General features: G+C 37.5%; 20 protein-coding genes. 13 read left to right on the top strand and 7 right to left on the bottom strand.

Going from position 1 to position 18,924, the window contains the following annotated elements:
• Nucleotides 1-7 precede the first annotated feature (7 nt).
• Together A9C19_RS15605 and A9C19_RS15600 are read left to right on the top strand one after the other, a co-directional pair.
• The gene (locus A9C19_RS15605; protein WP_072580799.1) at nucleotides 8-1,003 is read left to right on the top strand and encodes an ABC transporter permease; all 996 of its coding nucleotides are present in this window, start codon (nucleotides 8-10) and stop codon (nucleotides 1,001-1,003) included.
• Complete coding sequence (locus A9C19_RS15600; protein WP_072580798.1) at nucleotides 978-1,772, top strand: ABC transporter ATP-binding protein; 795 nt, start codon at nucleotides 978-980, stop codon at nucleotides 1,770-1,772. Before A9C19_RS15605 ends, A9C19_RS15600 begins: the two co-directional genes overlap by 26 nt.
• A 249-nt stretch (nucleotides 1,773-2,021) precedes the next feature.
• On the opposite strand, the gene nagB is transcribed toward A9C19_RS15600, so the two are convergent.
• Nucleotides 2,022-2,765: a glucosamine-6-phosphate deaminase gene (nagB, locus tag A9C19_RS15595; RefSeq protein ID WP_072580797.1), complete on the bottom strand. Its 744-nt coding sequence runs from the start codon at nucleotides 2,763-2,765 to the stop codon at nucleotides 2,022-2,024.
• A gap of 17 nt (nucleotides 2,766-2,782) precedes the next feature.
• A complete protein-coding gene (nagA, locus tag A9C19_RS15590) occupies nucleotides 2,783-3,997 on the bottom strand; it encodes an N-acetylglucosamine-6-phosphate deacetylase (protein WP_072580796.1) in 1,215 nt (404 codons plus the stop codon).
• A gap of 218 nt (nucleotides 3,998-4,215) precedes the next feature.
• Here nagA and A9C19_RS15585 point away from each other — a divergent pair, with 218 nt between their 5' ends.
• The 6 genes from A9C19_RS15585 (at nucleotide 4,216) to aceA (ending at nucleotide 10,585) form a co-directional block, all read left to right on the top strand.
• Nucleotides 4,216-4,767, top strand: coding sequence for a helix-turn-helix domain-containing protein (locus A9C19_RS15585; RefSeq protein ID WP_072580795.1), 552 nt, complete (start codon nucleotides 4,216-4,218; stop codon nucleotides 4,765-4,767).
• 208 nt (nucleotides 4,768-4,975) lie between these two features.
• Nucleotides 4,976-5,707, top strand: coding sequence for an AzlC family ABC transporter permease (locus A9C19_RS15580; protein ID WP_072580794.1), 732 nt, complete (start codon nucleotides 4,976-4,978; stop codon nucleotides 5,705-5,707).
• The gene (locus A9C19_RS15575) at nucleotides 5,700-6,005 is read left to right on the top strand and encodes an AzlD domain-containing protein (protein WP_072580793.1); all 306 of its coding nucleotides are present in this window, start codon (nucleotides 5,700-5,702) and stop codon (nucleotides 6,003-6,005) included. The genes A9C19_RS15580 and A9C19_RS15575 overlap by 8 nt, the downstream gene beginning before the upstream one ends.
• A 115-nt stretch (nucleotides 6,006-6,120) precedes the next feature.
• The gene (locus tag A9C19_RS15570) at nucleotides 6,121-7,392 is read left to right on the top strand and encodes a M48 family metallopeptidase (RefSeq protein ID WP_072580792.1); all 1,272 of its coding nucleotides are present in this window, start codon (nucleotides 6,121-6,123) and stop codon (nucleotides 7,390-7,392) included.
• Nucleotides 7,393-7,620: 228 nt separating this feature from the next.
• Entirely contained in the window at nucleotides 7,621-9,210 is a 1,590-nt protein-coding gene (gene aceB / locus A9C19_RS15565) for a malate synthase A (RefSeq protein ID WP_072580791.1), read from the top strand.
• A 94-nt stretch (nucleotides 9,211-9,304) separates the two neighbouring features.
• Nucleotides 9,305-10,585 carry an isocitrate lyase gene (gene aceA, locus A9C19_RS15560; RefSeq protein ID WP_072580790.1) on the top strand — a complete coding sequence of 427 codons (1,281 nt, stop codon included), beginning with the start codon at nucleotides 9,305-9,307 and terminating at the stop codon, nucleotides 10,583-10,585.
• Nucleotides 10,586-11,095: 510 nt separating this feature from the next.
• On the opposite strand, the gene A9C19_RS15555 is transcribed toward aceA, so the two are convergent.
• A complete protein-coding gene (locus A9C19_RS15555) occupies nucleotides 11,096-11,332 on the bottom strand; it encodes an IDEAL domain-containing protein (RefSeq protein WP_072580789.1) in 237 nt (78 codons plus the stop codon).
• Nucleotides 11,333-11,735: 403 nt separating this feature from the next.
• Between A9C19_RS15555 and A9C19_RS15550 the strand changes: the two genes are divergently transcribed.
• Nucleotides 11,736-12,329 carry a competence protein ComK gene (locus tag A9C19_RS15550; RefSeq protein ID WP_158515099.1) on the top strand — a complete coding sequence of 198 codons (594 nt, stop codon included), beginning with the start codon at nucleotides 11,736-11,738 and terminating at the stop codon, nucleotides 12,327-12,329.
• 115 nt (nucleotides 12,330-12,444) lie between these two features.
• Here A9C19_RS15550 and A9C19_RS15545 read toward each other — a convergent pair whose 3' ends face one another.
• Genes A9C19_RS15545 through A9C19_RS15535 form a run of 3 tightly spaced genes read right to left on the bottom strand, consistent with a single transcriptional unit; the run spans nucleotide 12,445 to nucleotide 14,701 of the window.
• On the bottom strand, nucleotides 12,445-13,194 hold the full coding sequence (locus tag A9C19_RS15545; protein WP_072580787.1) for an amino acid ABC transporter ATP-binding protein: 750 nt from the start codon (nucleotides 13,192-13,194) through the stop codon (nucleotides 12,445-12,447).
• 14 nt (nucleotides 13,195-13,208) lie between these two features.
• On the bottom strand, nucleotides 13,209-13,892 hold the full coding sequence (locus tag A9C19_RS15540) for an amino acid ABC transporter permease (RefSeq protein WP_072580786.1): 684 nt from the start codon (nucleotides 13,890-13,892) through the stop codon (nucleotides 13,209-13,211).
• Between the two features lie 14 nt (nucleotides 13,893-13,906).
• Nucleotides 13,907-14,701, bottom strand: coding sequence for an amino acid ABC transporter substrate-binding protein (locus A9C19_RS15535; protein ID WP_083584399.1), 795 nt, complete (start codon nucleotides 14,699-14,701; stop codon nucleotides 13,907-13,909).
• Between the two features lie 245 nt (nucleotides 14,702-14,946).
• On the opposite strand from A9C19_RS15535, the gene A9C19_RS15530 reads away from it, so the two are divergent.
• Nucleotides 14,947-15,126, top strand: a complete 180-nt coding sequence (locus A9C19_RS15530) for a hypothetical protein (RefSeq protein ID WP_072580784.1) — start codon at nucleotides 14,947-14,949, stop codon at nucleotides 15,124-15,126.
• 47 nt (nucleotides 15,127-15,173) lie between these two features.
• Here A9C19_RS15530 and A9C19_RS15525 read toward each other — a convergent pair whose 3' ends face one another.
• On the bottom strand, nucleotides 15,174-15,533 hold the full coding sequence (locus A9C19_RS15525) for a YhjD family protein (RefSeq protein ID WP_072580783.1): 360 nt from the start codon (nucleotides 15,531-15,533) through the stop codon (nucleotides 15,174-15,176).
• A gap of 155 nt (nucleotides 15,534-15,688) precedes the next feature.
• On the opposite strand from A9C19_RS15525, the gene A9C19_RS15520 reads away from it, so the two are divergent.
• From A9C19_RS15520 to A9C19_RS15510, 3 genes are all read left to right on the top strand, one after another.
• Nucleotides 15,689-16,306, top strand: coding sequence for a TVP38/TMEM64 family protein (locus A9C19_RS15520; RefSeq protein WP_072580782.1), 618 nt, complete (start codon nucleotides 15,689-15,691; stop codon nucleotides 16,304-16,306).
• 17 nt (nucleotides 16,307-16,323) lie between these two features.
• Nucleotides 16,324-16,827, top strand: a complete 504-nt coding sequence (gene lepB, locus A9C19_RS15515; RefSeq protein WP_072580781.1) for a signal peptidase I — start codon at nucleotides 16,324-16,326, stop codon at nucleotides 16,825-16,827.
• Nucleotides 16,828-16,999: 172 nt separating this feature from the next.
• On the top strand, nucleotides 17,000-18,172 hold the full coding sequence (locus A9C19_RS15510) for a thiolase family protein (RefSeq protein WP_072580780.1): 1,173 nt from the start codon (nucleotides 17,000-17,002) through the stop codon (nucleotides 18,170-18,172).
• The last annotated feature ends 752 nt before the right edge of the window (nucleotides 18,173-18,924 follow it).

The raw sequence follows: 18,924 nt of genomic DNA, 5'->3' as shown, positions 1-18,924 counted from the left end.
ATATAAAATGTTTACAGCCCTATTTGGTTCGGTAGAGTCTGGATTAATTTATGCGATTATGGCTCTAGGTGTATACCTATCATTTCGAATATTAGACTTCCCAGATCTAACAGTTGACGGTAGCTTTGTGACTGGAGCAGCGGTTAGTGCCATCTTAATTGTAAATGGTGTGAATCCATTTTTAGCCACATTCATCGCATTGCTCGTAGGATTCTTAGCTGGCTGTATTACGGGAGTACTTCATACGAAGGGGAATATTAACCCCCTTCTCTCTGGAATTCTAATGATGATTGCCTTATATTCGATTAATTTAAGAATTATGGGAAAATCAAATGTTCCTCTTCTACAGGAGGAAACGGTTTTTACACATCTACTAGCTGGATGGAATAAGCTTGGCATTGATCAAGCAATTAGTAATCTATTTACTTCCGTTGGTCTAGGTGAATTTATTCCGAAGACATGGTCAATTGTTGTGATAATGATTTTGTTAATCTTGGTTATTAAATATCTTTTAGACTACTTCTTAAAAACAGAGGTTGGACTTGCGATTAGAGCTGTAGGAGATAATCAAAATATGATTACAAGCTTTTCAGCCAACACGGATATGCTTAAAATCGTCGGATTAGGTCTTTCAAATGCACTTGTTGCCTTTGCAGGAGCATTTATTGCCCAATACAATGGCTTTAGCGATGTTGGGATGGGAATTGGTATGATTATCATCGGCTTAGCATCTGTCATTATTGGGGAAGCGCTAGTTGGAACAAAGACAATCGTCAAAGCAACTATTGCGGTAATTATCGGGGCTATTATTTATCGCATGATTGTCGCAATGGCATTACGAGTGAACTTCTTTGAAACAGGTGATATGAAGCTAATAACGGCTTGTATTGTTATCGGTGCCCTAGTCATTCCACAGGTGATTGATAAGCAAAAGGATAAGCGAAAGAAAAGCTTACGCAGAAAGAGAGGTGTAGGCAATGCTACAGCTAAAGCAAATATATAAGGTGTTTAACGAAGGGTCTGTGGATGAAAAAATCGCTTTGAATTCGTTAAATCTTTCGCTAGCAGAAGGAGATTTTGTCACGGTTATTGGGAGTAACGGAGCTGGAAAATCGACTTTACTTAACGTTATTGCTGGAAGAATCACTCCAGATATAGGAGATGTTCTGATTAAAGAAAAGCAAATGGTCGATGTTCCAGAATATAAACGTTCACGTTATATCGGTCGTGTATTCCAGGATCCGATGGCAGGGACAGCTCCTACTCTGTCTATAGAGGAGAACTTAGCGATTGCTTATTCAAGGGTAAATAAACGATCGCTAAAGCCTGGTGTCACCTCATCACGACGTGTTTATTTCAAAGAGCAGCTTGAAATGCTTGGTCTTGGATTAGAAAATCGGCTATCTGCTAAAGTAGGTTTACTTTCAGGGGGAGAGCGTCAAGCCCTATCATTATTAATGGCTACATTCACAAAGCCAGATATCCTGCTTTTAGATGAGCATACAGCAGCACTTGACCCATCACGTGCTGAGCTAATTACGAATTTAACAAAGAAGCTTGTGGAGAAGAGTCAACTAACAACTTTAATGATTACTCATAACATGCAGCAGGCAGTTGATCTTGGTAACAGACTGATCATGATGGATAAAGGGAATATTGTATTCGAAGCAGAAGGTAACGTGAAGAAAGGACTTACCGTTTCCTCCTTGCTAGATGAATTCTCTAAAATTAAATCTGATAGTTCTTTGTCAGATAAAGCGTTGTTGATTTAACGACTAGACTCTAATAAAAAGCATGTCACCTTCAATGTAGTAGTGGGTGCCATGCTTTTTTAGTCTGTGAAAGGCTTTTTATCTAGAGCTGTTTGCTTGCCATTTTCAACTATATTCGACACTTTCGTACGAAAAAAATCTTTACTAGCACAGTTTTTTTCTTGAAAGTTTGTTCCTAATGGTCATTTTTATTGGAGTCTAATAAGAATAGATGCTACAGATCTCATAAAAAAGTTTCCGAATACAGGATTATCTAGGATGAAGCTGCTTCACACCATGCAAGGCAACTTCATCAGCGATAACTGTTGTGTTTGAATGATGTTTTAAAGCAGAGGCAGGAAATTGCTCAGTAATCTCACCTGTAATTAGGTGTACGAGCGCATTCTGCTTTGATTCACCAGAAGCTAAAAGTAAAATTTCCCTGCTCTTTAGAATCGTTTTGATCCCCATTGTAATTGCGTGAGTGGGAACCTTTTCAATGGTATCAAAATATCTAGCATTTGCTTGTCGAGTAGAATTTGTTAGTTCAACTACATGTGTTGGTGATTCAAATGAAGTTCCAGGCTCGTTAAATCCAATATGTCCATTCCTCCCAATTCCCAATACTTGCAAATCAATGCCGCCAGCTACTTGTATAAGGTGTTCATATCGTTTGCATTCTTCATCAAGATCTGATGCTAAACCATTAGGGATATGAGCATTTTCGTTTACACGATCGATGTGTGAAAAAAACCTTTCATACATGTAGTAAAAGTAGCTAGTTGGATCCGAAGGGGGAATTCCAATATATTCATCAAGGTTAAAGCTTGTCACATTTGTGTAGGATGTGTTGTTCTTTTGATGATCCCAAGCTAAATGGGAGTATAGACCCTGTGGTGTGCTGCCTGTCGCTAATCCTAAAACCATTTTGTTTTTGTTTTTTACTTTATTTAGGATGTATTGTGCGGCTTTTAGACTCATTTCCTCATAATCTTTTACTTCAATAATCTGCATTTCTGATCTCACTCTCCTTAGCCCGTGTTATCCCGGATGGATTGTTCCCTATCGTTTTCGGGAGACCTTTTATAAGCTATTTTACCGTTGCAGATTGTCATATAAACATCTAAATTCTCATCAAGAATGACGATGTCCGCATCCTTACCAACTGAAAGACTGCCTTTTTTGTGAAATAAGTTTAGTTGTTTTGCAGGGTTTTCTGATGTCATTTGAATGGCAGCTTCGATTGAACACCCAGTAAAGTGTTGGATATTTTTAAAAGCATCAATCATTTTAAGTACACTGCCAGCAAGAGTATCCTCTGATAGTAAAGCTTTCCCGTTTTTTACTGTAATTAGTTGACCACCTAACTCATATATCCCATCTTTTAGCCACTTTGCACGCATGGCATCAGAGATTAATATTAAACGATCTCGTGTTATTTGATTATATGCAAGCTTCACGATTTCTGGTTGGACATGAATCCCATCAGCAATCATTTCAACCATCACCTCATCGTGTAAAAAAGCAGCTCCCACAACGCCAGGCTCACGATGATGAATGCCAGGCATTTGATTAAACAAATGGGTGATATGTGATAACCCGTGATGTATCGCAGTTACTGTTTGCTCATAGGTTGCTTCAGAATGTGCTACAGATGAAATGATATTTTTTGATGTAAGATATTTAATGAGCTCAAGACCCTGTGGGAGCTCCGGTGCCAAAGTAACCAGCTTAATATGATGATTTGATCTCTTTTCCCAAGATTTGAATAGAGATATACTTGGGTCTTGAACGTACTGAATCGGTTGAGCCCCTGCCTTATTTTTATGGATAAAAGGTCCTTCTAAATGAACACCTAGAAGTTCAGCCTGACCTTCCTCTTGGTAGACTTCCATATATTGATTTATATTAGTTAGCGCATTTTCAATAGATGCCGTATTCTCCGTCATGGTTGTCGCTAAATAACTCGTTACACCTTCTTTCGGTAGAATCTGAGAAAGGGTATCTAATGCTTCCTTCGTCCCATCCATAGTATCTGCACCATTTGCTCCATGAATATGAAGATCCATCATACCCGGAATCACGTGATAGTTCCAAGGAAGTTCAATTGTTTTCGTTAAAGAATATGCTGAAAAAGCTGTTTCACCAATTCCGGTTATTTTGTTATTTTCTATTTGAACATATCCATTATTGATCTTTTTTTGTTCAGAATATATGGTTCCATTCTTAAGTAAGAGTGATTGCATCATTAGAGTCTCCTTTACCTGCTAATTCGTTTAGAGGAACATACCAACTAGTCAGTCTTGTTGCGACCATGAAGGAAAGACTTCGCTCTATATTTCTCTGTTTTCCTTTAGGGACTTTGATCCGGAAGTATAAATTCTATAAGAATATGAAAAAATCTTGTTTGTTATAACATGCAAATGTATACTATTTTATACAAAGGCAAAAGATGGGAGTTTTTATGAGTACAATTCAAGTACAAATTGCAGAGAATTTGAAAAATATTCGTAAGCTGAGAGGGTATAGCTATGACCAGCTTGCACAATTAACGGGTGTTAGTAAAGGGATGCTTTCTCAAATTGAAAAAGGTGAATCTAGTCCAACTGTTAACACACTGTGGAAAATAGCCAATGGCCTACAAGTGTCCTTTTCATCTCTTGTGGAAGAAAAAGAACCAACTGTGTCAGTTGTGCGGTTATCAGAAAAAACAGCTGTTACTGAAAATGAAGAACTACTTCAAGTATATCCTTATTTTCCGTTTGATTCCTCAAAAAATTTTGAGGTGTATTATATGGAAATCTTGCCGGAATGTGTTCACACCTCAGATCGTCATCATGGAATGGTTGAGGAGTATGTACTTGTGTGTGATGGTGAAATGACAGTTGGTATTCAAGACGTTGAATACAAGTTGAAGAAAGGGGACTCAATGAGGTTCGAGGCTAATCATACTCATACTTATTCTAATCATACAGGAGAAAAGGCGAGCTGCTATTTACTTTTACATTATGCGTGAAGTGAAGAATGTGTTTGTTTTTGTCGAAAAGTGAATATAATGATGAAAATCGAAAATAAACAGGCGAAATTCGAAAATAAATTGGTCAAATTCGAAAATAAATGGACATAAATCGAAAATAAACTAGTTAGAATCGAAAATACACGTATGCGTCTAGGCCGAAGTATAAGGATAACCCGAAATTAATGCCACTTAAGGAGGTACAAACATGTCAACGTCTACAACATTCGTAAAAAAGCAATCTCATTTTATGCAAGGCATCCAAGGTGGTGTGAGCATTGCGATTGGGTATTTGCCTGTGGCCTTAACATTTGGGCTTTTATCTAAATCAACAGGCTTGTCCCTAACAGAAACGGTTATGATGAGTCTTCTCGTGTTTGCTGGAGCAGCACAATATATATCTTTAAGTCTTTTAGCTGTTGGAACAGGTGCTATTGAAATCATTTTTACTACATTCATAGTAAACATTCGACATTTTTTAATGTCTGCGTCACTAAGTGAGAAGGTAGAAGAGGATTCTCTTTGGAAGAAAGCTCTCTATTCGTTTGGTTTAACGGACGAAACGTTCACTGTTGCTTCAACTAAGGAAGGGTCAGTGAATGCAAGCTACCTTTTTGGATTAATGTTGATTTCCTATGCAAGCTGGGTTGTTAACTCGGGAATTGGCTTTGTTATTGGTGCTAGCTTACCCACAACTGTTCAAGAAAGTATGGGAATTGCTTTGTATGCGATGTTTATTGGCTTGCTTATCCCATCGCTAAAAAAGCAAAGGAAAGTGCTCTATTTAGCAGGTGTGGCAGCGATCTTAAATTCATTATGCTTTGCTTCTGGAATCATTTCAACTGGGTGGGCAATTGTGCTATCAACACTTTTGGCAGCTTGCTTAGTCGAGTTATTTTATGCAAAGTATGATCAAAAAGAGGTGATCCATAATGGATAATACGATCCTACTTATGATCATTGGAATGGGAATCGTTACATATATTCCGAGAATGATTCCTCTTGTTGCATTAAGTCAGTTAAAATTGCCAATTTTTGTCCAAAATGTACTTAAGAATGTTCCTTATGCAACATTGGGCGCATTAATTGTACCTGGGGTCTTTTTAATTAGTGAGGATGTATTTTTTGGAGTAGTTGGAGCCGTTGCTGCAATATTAATTGCTTTTACTGGAGCTAACGTGATCATCGTTGTGATGGGCTCAATCGGTACACTTGTGTTGTATAGCATGTTCTTTTAACACAGAAAAAGGACGGTTTCACTTCCGGAAAATTCCCCTTTAATCTTTAATAAGTTCTAAAGAAAAAGAAGTGAGATTAAACTATAAAAAGAGCTTGTTCGAGGGGGCAACAAAAATGAGAAAATGGTTAACGACATCCATAGCAGTGTATTTCTTGTACGGACTTGTTGTTTATTGGTATTTGTTTATTTTTTCTGGTTCGGGAGTACCTGCGCCATATGAGGGGACAGCAGCTGATCCTGCAACGTTTATGACAGGAAGAGAGCAACTCCTCTCACAAGAATATTCCACTTTGAAAAATTTCTTGTACTTTGTCACGGTACCATTTGAATGGTTCCTCTTATTTGTTTTTCTACTTACAGGTTTATCACGTAAGATGCAGGAATGGTCACAAGCTACGTCAAAGAGGTCGTTTTTCCAATCTGCTATCTTTTTCTTTTGGCTTTCGCTTTTTATCACACTACTTAGTTTGCCGGTGGAGTGGATTGGGTACCAAATTTCTAAGACCTATCACATTACTACTCAATCCTTTCATGCATGGATAAAAGATCAACTTATTGATTTTTGGGTGAATTATTTTTTAATGGCGTTAATTGTTTTTGTTGTCCTATCACTTATTCGTAAATTTGAAAAAAGATGGTGGCTCTATGCTTGGTTGTTATCAATCCCTTTTTCAATGTTTCTCATGTTTGTACAACCAGTCGTCATTGATCCTCTCTATAACGATTTTTATCCGTTAAAAAACAAGGAATTAGAGACTAAAATACTTGAAATAGCTGACAGGGCAGATATACCGGCAGAGCATGTGTATGAAGTAAATATGTCAGAGAAAACAAATGCTTTGAATGCCTATGTAACAGGAATTGGCTCAAACTCTAGAATTGTCCTTTGGGACACGACGTTAAATAAATTAGAGGATGAAGAAATACTTTTTATCATGGCGCATGAAATGGGACATTATGTTATGAAGCATATTTATGTTGGTATAGCAGGATATCTCCTTCTAAGCCTATTTGGTTTATTATTCATTCATTTGCTTATGGAAAAACTCATTCAACGTTTTGGTCCTTTGCTTAAAATTAACTCAATGAAAGAGCTGACAATGTTTCCTTTATTTTTGCTTTTACTTGGTGTTTTAACATTTGCGTCAAGTCCTATAACAAATACGGTGTCAAGATACCAGGAAAAATCAGCTGATATGTATGCAATTGAGATGACGAACGATCATGAAGCGGCAATTCATTCTTTTCAAGAGCTTGCAAAAACAGGGTTAAGTCAAGTGAACCCACCGCTCTTAGTGAAGATCTTTAGGTATTCCCATCCAACGATGCTTGAGCGAATTCATTATTTAGAAGAGTATGGGGAGAAGCAGTTTGATGAGGAATAATAAATAGTTTGAGGGCTTCTTTTTATCTGTGTTATAACACAATTCGTTACACCTAGTGTTTTTAAAACGCTAGGTGTTTTGCCGTTTTAAAGTCTAAGTTTCTATAAAATGAAATTTTTTGAATATTTTTTAAAGAAAAATGTTCCATTTTTATTCAATCTGTTATATATTAGTTTTAGTTACAATAAACTGTATTATAACAATATAAGGTGAGGTGTTCATTAGGTCATGGCAACTCAAATGACAGGCTGTAACATAGTTGGAGAAATGCAGGAACAATTTCAGCAAGTGCTCACACCTGAGGCGCTACAATTTATTGAAAAGCTTGAAAGGAATTTTGGAAAACGTAGACTCGAGCTACTGCAAAAAAGAAGGGAAAGGCAGCTAGAGATTGATAACGGAAAGCTCCCGAATTTCTTACCTGAAACAGAGCATATTCGTAATAGCAATTGGACAGTTTCCCAAATTCCAGAAGATCTTCAGGATAGAAGAGTTGAGATTACAGGCCCTGTTGATCGAAAAATGGTTATTAATGCTTTGAACTCAGGTGCAAAAGTCTTCATGGCTGATTTTGAAGATGCAACGTCACCTAGCTTTGAGAATGTTATGAATGGGCAGTTGAATTTGCGAGATGCTGTACGTCGAACGATATCCTTCGAGAATGAAAGCGGTAAAACATACCAACTGAAAGAAGAGCTTGCGACATTAAAAGTGCGTCCTAGAGGCTGGCACTTAGAAGAGAAAAACATTGAGTTAGACGGAAAAAGGATATCTGCAAGTTTAGTAGATTTCGGCTTATTCTTTTTTCATAACGCAAAGGAACTAGTGAAAAGGGGAAGTGGTCCATACTTCTACCTTCCGAAAATGGAGGGTCATCTTGAAGCGAGACTTTGGAATGATGTTTTCTGCTTTGCTCAGGATGAACTAGAAGTCCCGAGAGGAACAATAAAAGCAACGGTATTAATTGAAACCATCCTGGCTGCTTTTGAGATGGATGAAATCTTGTATGAATTAAAGGAGCACTCTGCAGGGCTTAATTGTGGGCGCTGGGATTATATTTTTAGTTATTTAAAAAAGCTAAGAAACTGCGAGTCTGTTATTTTACCAGATCGTGCACAAGTGACGATGACAGTACATTTTATGAGATCTTATTCTCTTCTTGCCATCCAAACGTGTCATAAAAGAAATGCACATGCGATGGGTGGGATGGCTGCTCAAATTCCAGTGAAGAATAACCCTGAAGCAAATGATCGAGCGTTTGAGAAGGTTCGTGCAGATAAAGAAAGAGAAGCAACAGATGGTCATGATGGAACATGGGTTGCACATCCTGCCTTAGTTAAAGTTGCGATGGATGTGTTTAACAAGCATATGAAAACACCAAATCAAATCCATCGAAAACGTGAGGATGTGAAGGTAACGGCTCATGATTTATTAGAGGTACCGGATGGAACGATTACGGAAGAAGGAGTAAGAACAAATATTGATGTCGGCATTCGTTACATCGCATCGTGGCTAAGTGGGAGAGGAGCTGCACCGATTCACAACTTAATGGAAGATGCAGCTACAGCCGAGATTTCAAGAGCACAGGTTTGGCAATGGATTCGTCATCCAAAAGGGATTATGGAGGATGGAAGAAAGCTAACCTTTGAGCTTTATGAACAACTAAGAGATGAAGAGGTTCAAAAGCTAAGAGAAGCTTTAGGTGATATCACGTTCCAAAAAGGAAATGTCGAAAAAGCAGTTGAAGTGTTCGATAAGCTTGTGAAGCAAGAAGAGTTTGAGGACTTTTTAACGATTCCAAGCTATGAAAATCTATAAAATATTTATGAATTCATTCATTTTATGGGCATCTAAGGGGAGAAATCTGATTTTTTCTATATGAAAACAAAGAATAATAATAGGGGGAATGAACATGAACGGTCAACGAATTCAAGCATTACAGGAGAGCTGGGAGTTAGATAAACGTTGGGAAGGGATTACACGTCCATATAGTGCAGAAGAGGTGATTCGTTTAAGAGGTTCTATCGACATCGAGCACACACTTGCTCGACGTGGAGCGGAGAAGCTCTGGAATTCCCTTCATACGGAGGATTATATCCATGCATTAGGAGCACTAACGGGAAACCAGGCTGTACAGCAGGTGAAAGCAGGATTAAAAGCAATTTATCTTAGTGGCTGGCAGGTTGCTGCAGATGCTAATCTATCTGGAAACATGTACCCGGATCAAAGCTTGTACCCGGCAAATAGTGTTCCACATGTTGTAAAACGAATTAATCAAGCGTTACAGCGTGCCGATCAAATTCAGCATATGGAAGGAGAAGGGGACGTTGATTGGTTTGCACCCATTGTTGCTGATGCGGAAGCTGGCTTTGGTGGGCAACTAAATGTATTCGAGCTCATGAAATCGATGATTGAATCTGGTGCATCAGGTGTACATTTTGAAGATCAGTTATCTTCTGAGAAAAAATGTGGTCATTTAGGAGGTAAGGTATTACTTCCAACCCAAACAGCTGTGAAAAATCTTATCTCCGCTCGTTTAGCAGCTGATGTAATGGGTACACCTACCATTATCATTGCTCGAACAGATGCAGACGCAGCTGACCTAATTACTAGTGATGTAGATCCTGCTGATCATGAATTTATTACAGGTGAACGTACGGTAGAAGGCTTCTTCAGAACGAAATCAGGCATTGATCAAGCCATTAGTAGAGGACTTTCATACGCTCCATATGCCGACTTGATATGGTGTGAGACATCTGAACCAAATCTTGAGCAGGCACAAAGGTTCGCAGATGCAATCCATGAGAAATTCCCTGGTAAATTATTAGCCTACAATTGTTCACCTTCATTTAACTGGAAAAAGAAATTAGATGATACAACGATTGCGAACTTCCAAAAGGAGATTGCAAAAATGGGCTACAAATTCCAATTCGTTACACTTGCTGGTTTCCATGCATTGAATCATAGTATGTTTGAGCTTGCTCGTGGATATCGTGATCGGGGAATGGCTGCATACTCTGAGCTTCAGCAAGCGGAGTTTGCTAGTGAAGTTCATGGATATACTGCAACAAGACATCAGCGTGAGGTAGGAACTGGCTATTTTGATGAAGTTGCTCAAACCATTTCAGGTGGTACATCTTCCACAACAGCACTAAAAGGATCAACAGAAACAGAGCAATTTACAAACGCATAATAAAAAGAGGCTGGGACAAAACAAAGAGCCAGGCACTTCTGTCCCAGCCTCTTTGATGGTTGAAGCTTTAACCTATTTGACTCGCAGACGAAGCCAAATAGGTTTTCTTATGCAACTAACGTACCTCACTCAAGAAAATGAATAAAACAGCCGTATCTAACCTGTTAACAAAACAAAGAGGCTGACCCAAAAGTCTAGATTTTAGACCTTGGGTTAGCCTCTTTTCATACTTTTATCTTTTTAATTCAGTTAACGTAAAAACCGGGACGTTCCATTGCGCTCCAGACACTTGCTTTCCTCATTTCTTGCAGGAGTCATGTGTCTTACGCTCAATATCGTCAACTGGCTTTACAAATTGAGCAAATCCTTGAAAAAGAGGAAAATGGAAACCAATAAGGGGAAGGAATCCCTCTTTTTTCATTAAAAAAGCCTAATTATTTGTTTCTACACAAAAGATAAAGAAAGGGTGCTCAAAAGGTCGTTATTTAACAACCTTTTGAGTCACCCTCTTCATCCAATGCTTTTCAACTTTTTGTATTCGTGAGATAGGTTCATAAATTCTTTTTCATTTTTTGTGTCAAGTGCATCATTAATACGTTCTTCTAGCAATGCTTTTTTCCTGATAAACAACGCTTCATCAATAACCATTTGAATATACATGTTTAATACAGGATGCTCTGATGGAACGTTTTTCGAAATGTTACGGGACTTCATGATTTCAGTGTACGAGGACTTTTTATTTTTCATGAAAGATCACCCCTGATGCCTTTTTTATATTGTATGGAATATAAGGGGAAAAATCAACTAAATATTAAAAATATTTAAATAATTTAACAGGAATATTTAGAAATTGTATGAATTATTACGATTTGGAAAAGCTAGTGTAAAGGATGTGAGTCAATGTTAAAAGATAATGAAGTGGAATTAGAACCAACTGCTTTAAATCCTTTCATTGGGTTTGGGGAGATAGATGAAGAACAGAGGATTCTTGAAATGAATCATCAGCTGAAAGAAGAGTGACTTTTTTTACAATTATGTAAAGGGAGTCTTTTTTTTGTGAAGATTATGTAAAAATATAGAAAAAACAGTTATTTAGTGCTAAATTGTCATTGGGATATATTACCTAAAAACTGATGTGAGGTGTAGAATGATGGAACAAAATGGTGGTGGACGTGAGGAATATGTCATTAATCGATTTACAATGGCTATTTTTCCAGTGGAGGGTCAAAAAAATCAATCAAGGATCTATGAGCTTGAAGGGAATGTTCATGTGAAAAGGCGCCCACTTGAGGTGATTAATGCGAGCTGTTCCTATTTTGGAAGCAGCTATTTAGGCAGAAAGGAAGGAACAAAGCAACTAATGGGGGTGACACATAAACCACCGGTTGTCATAGATCCTGCTAATTCTATTTATTTTTTCCCCACGACTTCTTCAACTAGACCACAATGTTCTTGGATTTCGCATAGCCATGTAAAGAGCTATATGGAAGATGAGAATGAGAGTACACGAGTTACCTTCACAAATGGAGAAGAAACAACCTTAGATATGTCAATTGGGTCTTTTGAAAATCAACTATATAGAACAGCTCAGCTTCGTACGATTATGTCCTCAAGAATTGAAAATGAACAGAGAAAAATGAATATGTTCTTATTGCCTAATACAGATAGTGAAAAACTCTCTATGTATGAACAAATAATTAGAGAATTAGATCGCCGTATGAAAAAGAAGAGGTTAGAGAACTAGGTCGTCTTTTTTACCTCTTCATATATGCTATAAGACGATGTGTAGTGAATAAATAGGAGAAAATGTGTAATTAAAAGGAGTCAATCAGGCTTGTGCAAGATTGACTCCTTTGCTCTCATCCTTTGTCCGTTACTTTATTTAAAAATTGGCGAGTGCGAGGATTATTTGTATGCTGGAATACTTCTTCAGGTGTTCCTTTTTCTACAACAACACCCTGGTCCATAAAAATGACTTCATCAGCCACGTCGCGTGCAAATTGCATTTCATGGGTGACGACAACCATTGTCATGCCTTCGTCAGCTAGTTCCTTCATTACTTTGAGGACTTCACCTACTAGCTCTGGATCGAGCGCTGATGTCGGTTCGTCAAATAGTAATACTTTTGGTTCCATTGCCATAGCTCTTGCAATGCCAACTCGCTGCTGTTGCCCACCAGATAATTGATGAGGGTACATTTCTGCTCTTTCTTGTAAGCCCACTTTTTCTAATAGCTCTAGTGCTCTTTGTCTTGCTTCGTTTTTTGAACGCTTTAATACCGTTATTTGTCCTTCCATCACATTCTCAACCGCAGTAAAATGCGGGAACAAATTATAGTTTTGAAACACCATGCCCGTTTGTTTTCGAAATGCTGTCATTTCGGAGGTGCGAAATTTCTTCTTTTCTTCAAACAACAGTGTTGTTTGATCGATTGTAATTGCTCCGTTATTTGGAACCTCGAGTAAATTTAAGCAGCGGAGAAGTGTTGTTTTTCCTGAACCTGAAGGGCCAATGACAACAGCGGTTTTACCAGTCTCCACTTCCAAATCGATTCCTTTAAGCACGTCTAATTGGTTGAACTTTTTGTATAATTTCTCGATTCTAATCAACGTCTTCTCCTCCTCTACTTGGCAACTGTTCGTTCATAGCGATGCTCTAGCTTTGATTGGCCGAAAGATAAGACGGTGCTAAACATGAGATAAATAACAGCAACCTCAATATAAAGCCAAAGTGGCTCGTATGTCACTGAAGCAATTTGCTGTCCTTTTTGAAAGAGTTCCGTTACTGTAATGGTGGCAGCAAGGGACGTATCTTTAACAAGACTGATGAAGGAGTTTCCAAGTGGTGGAATACTCACTCGAACTGCCTGTGGAAGAATGATTCTTCGCATTGCTTGTCCTCTAGTCATTCCAATTGAAAAAGCTGCTTCCCATTGACCTTTTTGAATGGAAAGGATAGAAGCTCGAATAATTTCAGAGCTGTAGGCACCCTTATTCAGAGTAAATCCAATTACTGCTGCAGGGAAAGGATCTAGCGTTACTCCTAAACTAGGTAATCCATAAAAGAGTATAAATAATTGTACGAGTAAAGGTGTTCCCCTAAAAATCCATACATAGAACTTTGCAAGTGCTACAAGTGGTTTAATAGAAGAGATTCGTGCTAAAGCTGTCAGGAATGCTAAAAGTAACCCTAATATGAAAGAGATCAGGGTTAACGGAATGGTAAACATAATCCCTGCTTTTAGAATAGGAAAAAAGGAATCGGTTAAGATTCCTATAATTCGTTCTGCGCGTTCATCTGCAAACATTTTGATCAATTCCTTTACTTAGAAACGTCTGTTCCGAACCATTTTTCAGATATTTCAAGGTATGTGCCGTCTTCTTTCATTTCTGCAAGGGCACCATTTACAGCTTCAACTAACTCACCGCTGCCTTTACGGAATAAAAAGGCATTATTAGTTGTTTCATCTTCTTCAAAGACAGCTTTAATTGGAAGATCTGGTCGCTGTTTTTTTAGATCTAAATACGAGAGACTATCGTTAATTGTACCGTCAATTCGGCCTGATACAAGTAAATCAATTGCTTGGTTAAAGCCTTCAACAACAGTGTTTGTAGCTCCATTTGCTTCGGCGATTTCACGGTAATTACTTACAAGTGATTGTCCCACTTTTTTACCATCTAAATCTTCTAAGCTTTCGATGTCATTATTATCTTCATGTACAACTAATACAGCTTTTGAAACAATGTAAGGTTCAGACATATCGTATTTCTCTAAGCGCTCTGGACGAATAGCTACTTGGTTTGCTACGAGATCATAGCGTTTCGCATCAAGTCCTGCAATCATACCGTCCCATTTTGTTTCAATAAATACGGGTTTAATATCTAGGCGCTTAAATACTTCCTCAGCAATCTCTATATCAAAACCGGTTAATTTGTCTGTCTCATCATGGAATGTGAAGGGCGCGTATGTTCCTTCTGTACCGATTGTAACTTCGCCTTTTTCTTTTATTTCATCATAAAGGCTTTTTGTTGCAGTATCTTCTTTCGTTTCTGCCCCACATGCTGCTAAGACAACTAGTAGAACTAGTGATAAAAATGTAATAATACCTTTTTTCATTATTAAACCCCCAGTAAGTTTATCGGATTTGTTATATTAAATTTAACTTTTTTAGAATAATAGATATGTCGAATGGTGTCAATTTATATGATTAGGTTTACTCTCAAAAACTAACCATGATCTTAACGGCTAAAATGATCGTTATAAATGAAACAAATTATCGCACCATACGTATGACAAAGTGAGGCTATATGTTATTTTTGGTCAGAGAGCAGAATAATATTCTTACTTAGGAGAGTTTCACTATGAAGGTAAATAGCTTATTAGGAAAGAAAAAAGTGGTTAGGAAGAAAAATCGTCGACGCTTGGATTTTGTGAATTTAATAGCGGAAATTCTTATGTATCTTCCAGAATTGATTCTTCTTCCTTTTCGTTTGCTTTGGTATGTCGTAAGAGGGGTCTTTCGGTTCTTTGATGTTTTGTAGAAGTTTTTCTTTTAAATCACATGTATTTTGGGAAAAGAATAGTAGAGTTATTTCTCAGACTTGAATAAATACATTTCCATTAATTCAGAAACTTTGTTTCGAATTCGTGGATTAAAGTAGTTGTGTTTTTCTTCGTAGCCGTTGTAGATAAAGGAGTAAAGTGTGAAGGCTTCATCTCTCTCAACTTGAAATACTTTGATCTTACGGCTATATAATTCGCGTTTAACATGCTGTAAGTCTTTTTGAGCTAATTTAAGTGATTCTTCAACAATGGTCAGGTAGGGACGATGAAGTTTAAAAGCACTTTGCTCAATGATAGTTAGATCTCGGTTAAATATAGATATGACCATTGGTAAATAAATAGATTGCTCAATCATATCGCGAATGTCAGTAGGTATATGTGTCATAAAAATGCCTCCTATAAAAACAGAACAAATGTTCTTATTTATTGTAATTGATTGATGTTGATTCTGCAAGAATAATTTTACCCAAGACGTTATCTTTTAAGTTTTTACATAAATGTGTAGAATAGATACTATAAGGTTGAAATAAGGAGTAAATGATGAATTTAGAGACTTTACAGGAATTTCTTTCTTTAGATAAATTAATGGAGCTTTTTGAGACTTATCGATCTTTTGGACCGTTTTTTGCTATTTTATTACCAATGCTTGAAGCATTTCTGCCATTTTTACCTTTAGTTGTTTTTATTGTGGCCAATGTGAATTCGTTTGGCTTATGGATGGGATTTTTTTTATCTTGGATTGGAGCAAGCGCAGGTGCTATTATAGTATTTATTGTGATGAGAAAGCTTGGAAGGCTGCCGCTTTTTGAAAAGCTGAGGAACAAGAAGGGAATTAAACGACTTCTTACGTGGATAGAGAGACGCGGATTTAGTCCGTTATTTTTAATTCTTTGTTTTCCTTTTACCCCTTCAGCAGCAATAAATGTTGTCGCAGGCTTGTCAAGAATCAGCTATTGGCAATTTATTTTAGCTGTTTTGTCTGGGAAATTTGTGATGATTTTTATGGTGAGTTTTATCGGACAAGATTTACATGCCCTTATCACTCAGCCAATTCGATCAATTATCGCAGGAATCGTTATTTTATTACTATGGTTTGTTGGTAAAAAAATTGAGAAGCGATTAAATACAACGATGGCCGTTAAGAAAACTGATCGTTAGCCTGTTGAGGAGGTAGTATGAAAAAGCGAGGAATTGCATTAACTGCGGTTGGAATATGCTTGTTAGTTATCTTTTTGAAAAACTTAGTCTTTGTTGAATATAAGGTTGAAGGAGTATCGATGCAACCAACTTATCAGGAAGGAAAGCTACTTTCGATTAACAAGCTAGGTATGTATTTTCATTCATTGAAACGTTTTGATATTGTTGTCTTTCAATTAGAAGAAACAGGTGAAACCTATGTGAAGCGTGTGATTGGCTTACCTGGTGATGAAATCCATTACCGTGATGATCAGCTTTACGTTAACAATCAAAAGGTTAGTGAGCCGTTTTTAAAAGAGGGTAAAACGGATGAAATAAAACAAACAGGTACGTTTACTTTAGAAGAAATAACAGATAAAACCAAAATACCGAATGGATATCTTTTTGTTATTGGAGATAATCGAATTCAGAGTCGTGATAGTCGCCATTTCGGGTTGGTGAAAATAGACGAGGTAATTGGAACGGTAAGTAGTAAAGAATAGATGCTAACTCTAAAGTTTTAGGGTTGGCATTTTTTTGTGAGAAAAAATGATTCTTATAATTGAGGAATATTTAAATCTCTACTAAAATTACCTTGGAAAAACGATTATAATGAAAAGGTGGGGGATACAACCCTTCTTAATTAACTGATTACGATGTAAAGGGGATGGAAATATGCGTGAAGTAGTCATTACATCAGCAGCAAGAACACCTATCGGAAGTTTTGGAGGCGCTTTCAAAGAGCTGTTGCCAACACAGCTTGCTGTACCAGTATTAGATGAGGTTGTAAGGAGAAGTAAGCTTCATAAAAGCGAGGTAAACGAAGTTATTTTAGGGCACTGTATTCAGCGAACAGACGAACCGAATACAGCCCGTACCTCTGCTCTTTTAGCGGATTTCCCAGAAACAACTACAGGGTATACGATACAAAGGCAGTGTGCATCTGGCTTGCAAGCGATTCTTTCCGGAGCTATGCAAATTCAGACTGGTCACTCCGATATTGTGGTTGCAGGTGGAGTAGAAGTGATGAGCTCAAGTCCATATTTGCTCAAGCAGCATAGATGGGGATCTCGACTTCAGCACGGTCAAGTAACAGATAGTGTGTGGGAAATATTAGAGGATCCTATTCACCATATTATGATGGGAGAAACTGCTGAGAATGTGGCAGAAGAATATGAAGTGTCACGTGAGGAGCAGGATGAATTAGCGTTAGCGAGTCATCAGCGTGCCTTAGCTGCCATTGAAGGTGGTAGGTTTGAAGAAGAGATTGTCCCGATTGAAGTGAAAACGAGAAAAGGAATGATAACTGTTTCTAAAGATGAAGGTCCTAGAGATGTTACTTTTGAAAAATTATCAACTCTAAAGCCAATTTTTAGAGAGGGTGGCTCAGTTACAGCAGGAAATGCCTCATCATTAAACGACGGTGCTGCCGCAGTTGTCTTAATGTCTAGGGAAGAAGCAGAAAAACGAGGTCTGCCTATCCTTGCGAAAATTTCTCATTACTCTGTTGCTGGTGTTGATCCTAAGGTAATGGGAATTGGACCAGTCCCTGCTGTTAATAAAGGCTTACATTCATTGGGATGGTCAATCGAAGATCTTGATTTAGTCGAAATTAACGAAGCGTTTGCTGCACAGTATCTAGCGGTCGAAAAGCAGTTAGGTTTAAATCGAGACAAGGTAAATGTGAATGGTAGTGGCATTAGTCTTGGGCATCCAATTGGTTGTACCGGTTCAAGAATCGTAGTAAGTCTTTTACACGAATTAAAGCGCCAAAAAGCGAAAAAAGGCTTAGCTTCATTATGTGTTGGCGGAGGAATCGGTGTTGCCTTATTTGTAGAAAGAGAATAATAGGGGTAATAGGAGGGAGACGCTGCAGTTAGTGTCTCTCTTTACCTTTGCTCTTGTAATTGTTGATCTGTTAATGGGTTTCGGATCTTTCCTTTTAAACCTCGTTCCTACTGCATGAGAGAACACCTCAAAGATTTAATCGTAAATCCAACTAATACCGTAGAAATGAAATGAATAGAGAGAAGCGTATGGATAAAAGTGATGTGAGGAAGAGCCTATGATGAAAATACCATTATGGGTAAAGATACCAGAACCATCGACTGAACCAAATACTGTTTCAACCATCCTCTGCTAAATAATGAGATGGAAAAGAAATAAGGGTGACAAATGTCAAAAAAAAATCTAATGGATTGATAGGTGACTAAGTGTATTTTTAGGACCTACTAAATTTACGTTTGCTATAGATGATTCTTGATGGTAGGAAGAAAAGTAAAGCCGGTAAGTGACAAAACGAAAGACACGGAACTAAAAGGCATAAAAATGACTCAAAGATTTAAAAGAGAAACAAGACAAAAGTTGGTAGTCGGTGAAAATGGAATTCTCTTGAAAAGTAAAGTAAAATAGAAGATGGGAAGAAAATGATAGATTATAAGACAGAAGCTAGTGACCACACCAATGGAGTCGTGGTTTTTTCTTTTGATAAAGCTGTTTTAACTAGAATAAAACCATGTGCCGATTTTTAGGTGTATACAAGATTTATTCTTTCTCCCTATTAGGATATATCGTGTAAAAAATCTTTTTTTTATATGATA

It is taken from the genome of Bacillus weihaiensis, assembly GCF_001889165.1.
GTDB lineage: Bacteria > Bacillota > Bacilli > Bacillales > Bacillaceae > Metabacillus > Metabacillus weihaiensis.
This window is presented reverse-complemented; position numbering and strand designations above follow the sequence as displayed.

Coding starts and splice junctions, on each gene's coding strand:
- A9C19_RS15575 (WP_072580793.1), top strand. CDS start 5,700: ATGGATAATACGATCCTACTTATGATCATTGGAATGGGAATCGTTACA.
- A9C19_RS15585 (WP_072580795.1), top strand. CDS start 4,216: ATGAGTACAATTCAAGTACAAATTGCAGAGAATTTGAAAAATATTCGT.
- aceA (WP_072580790.1), top strand. CDS start 9,305: ATGAACGGTCAACGAATTCAAGCATTACAGGAGAGCTGGGAGTTAGAT.
- A9C19_RS15520 (WP_072580782.1), top strand. CDS start 15,689: ATGAATTTAGAGACTTTACAGGAATTTCTTTCTTTAGATAAATTAATG.
- aceB (WP_072580791.1), top strand. CDS start 7,621: ATGGCAACTCAAATGACAGGCTGTAACATAGTTGGAGAAATGCAGGAA.
- A9C19_RS15605 (WP_072580799.1), top strand. CDS start 8: ATGTTTACAGCCCTATTTGGTTCGGTAGAGTCTGGATTAATTTATGCG.
- A9C19_RS15510 (WP_072580780.1), top strand. CDS start 17,000: ATGCGTGAAGTAGTCATTACATCAGCAGCAAGAACACCTATCGGAAGT.
- A9C19_RS15550 (WP_158515099.1), top strand. CDS start 11,736: ATGGAACAAAATGGTGGTGGACGTGAGGAATATGTCATTAATCGATTT.
- A9C19_RS15600 (WP_072580798.1), top strand. CDS start 978: ATGCTACAGCTAAAGCAAATATATAAGGTGTTTAACGAAGGGTCTGTG.
- A9C19_RS15525 (WP_072580783.1), bottom strand. CDS start 15,533: ATGACACATATACCTACTGACATTCGCGATATGATTGAGCAATCTATT.
- nagA (WP_072580796.1), bottom strand. CDS start 3,997: ATGCAATCACTCTTACTTAAGAATGGAACCATATATTCTGAACAAAAA.
- A9C19_RS15540 (WP_072580786.1), bottom strand. CDS start 13,892: ATGTTTGCAGATGAACGCGCAGAACGAATTATAGGAATCTTAACCGAT.
- A9C19_RS15555 (WP_072580789.1), bottom strand. CDS start 11,332: ATGAAAAATAAAAAGTCCTCGTACACTGAAATCATGAAGTCCCGTAAC.
- A9C19_RS15570 (WP_072580792.1), top strand. CDS start 6,121: ATGAGAAAATGGTTAACGACATCCATAGCAGTGTATTTCTTGTACGGA.
- A9C19_RS15580 (WP_072580794.1), top strand. CDS start 4,976: ATGTCAACGTCTACAACATTCGTAAAAAAGCAATCTCATTTTATGCAA.
- A9C19_RS15530 (WP_072580784.1), top strand. CDS start 14,947: ATGAAGGTAAATAGCTTATTAGGAAAGAAAAAAGTGGTTAGGAAGAAA.
- lepB (WP_072580781.1), top strand. CDS start 16,324: ATGAAAAAGCGAGGAATTGCATTAACTGCGGTTGGAATATGCTTGTTA.
- nagB (WP_072580797.1), bottom strand. CDS start 2,765: ATGCAGATTATTGAAGTAAAAGATTATGAGGAAATGAGTCTAAAAGCC.
- A9C19_RS15535 (WP_083584399.1), bottom strand. CDS start 14,701: ATGAAAAAAGGTATTATTACATTTTTATCACTAGTTCTACTAGTTGTC.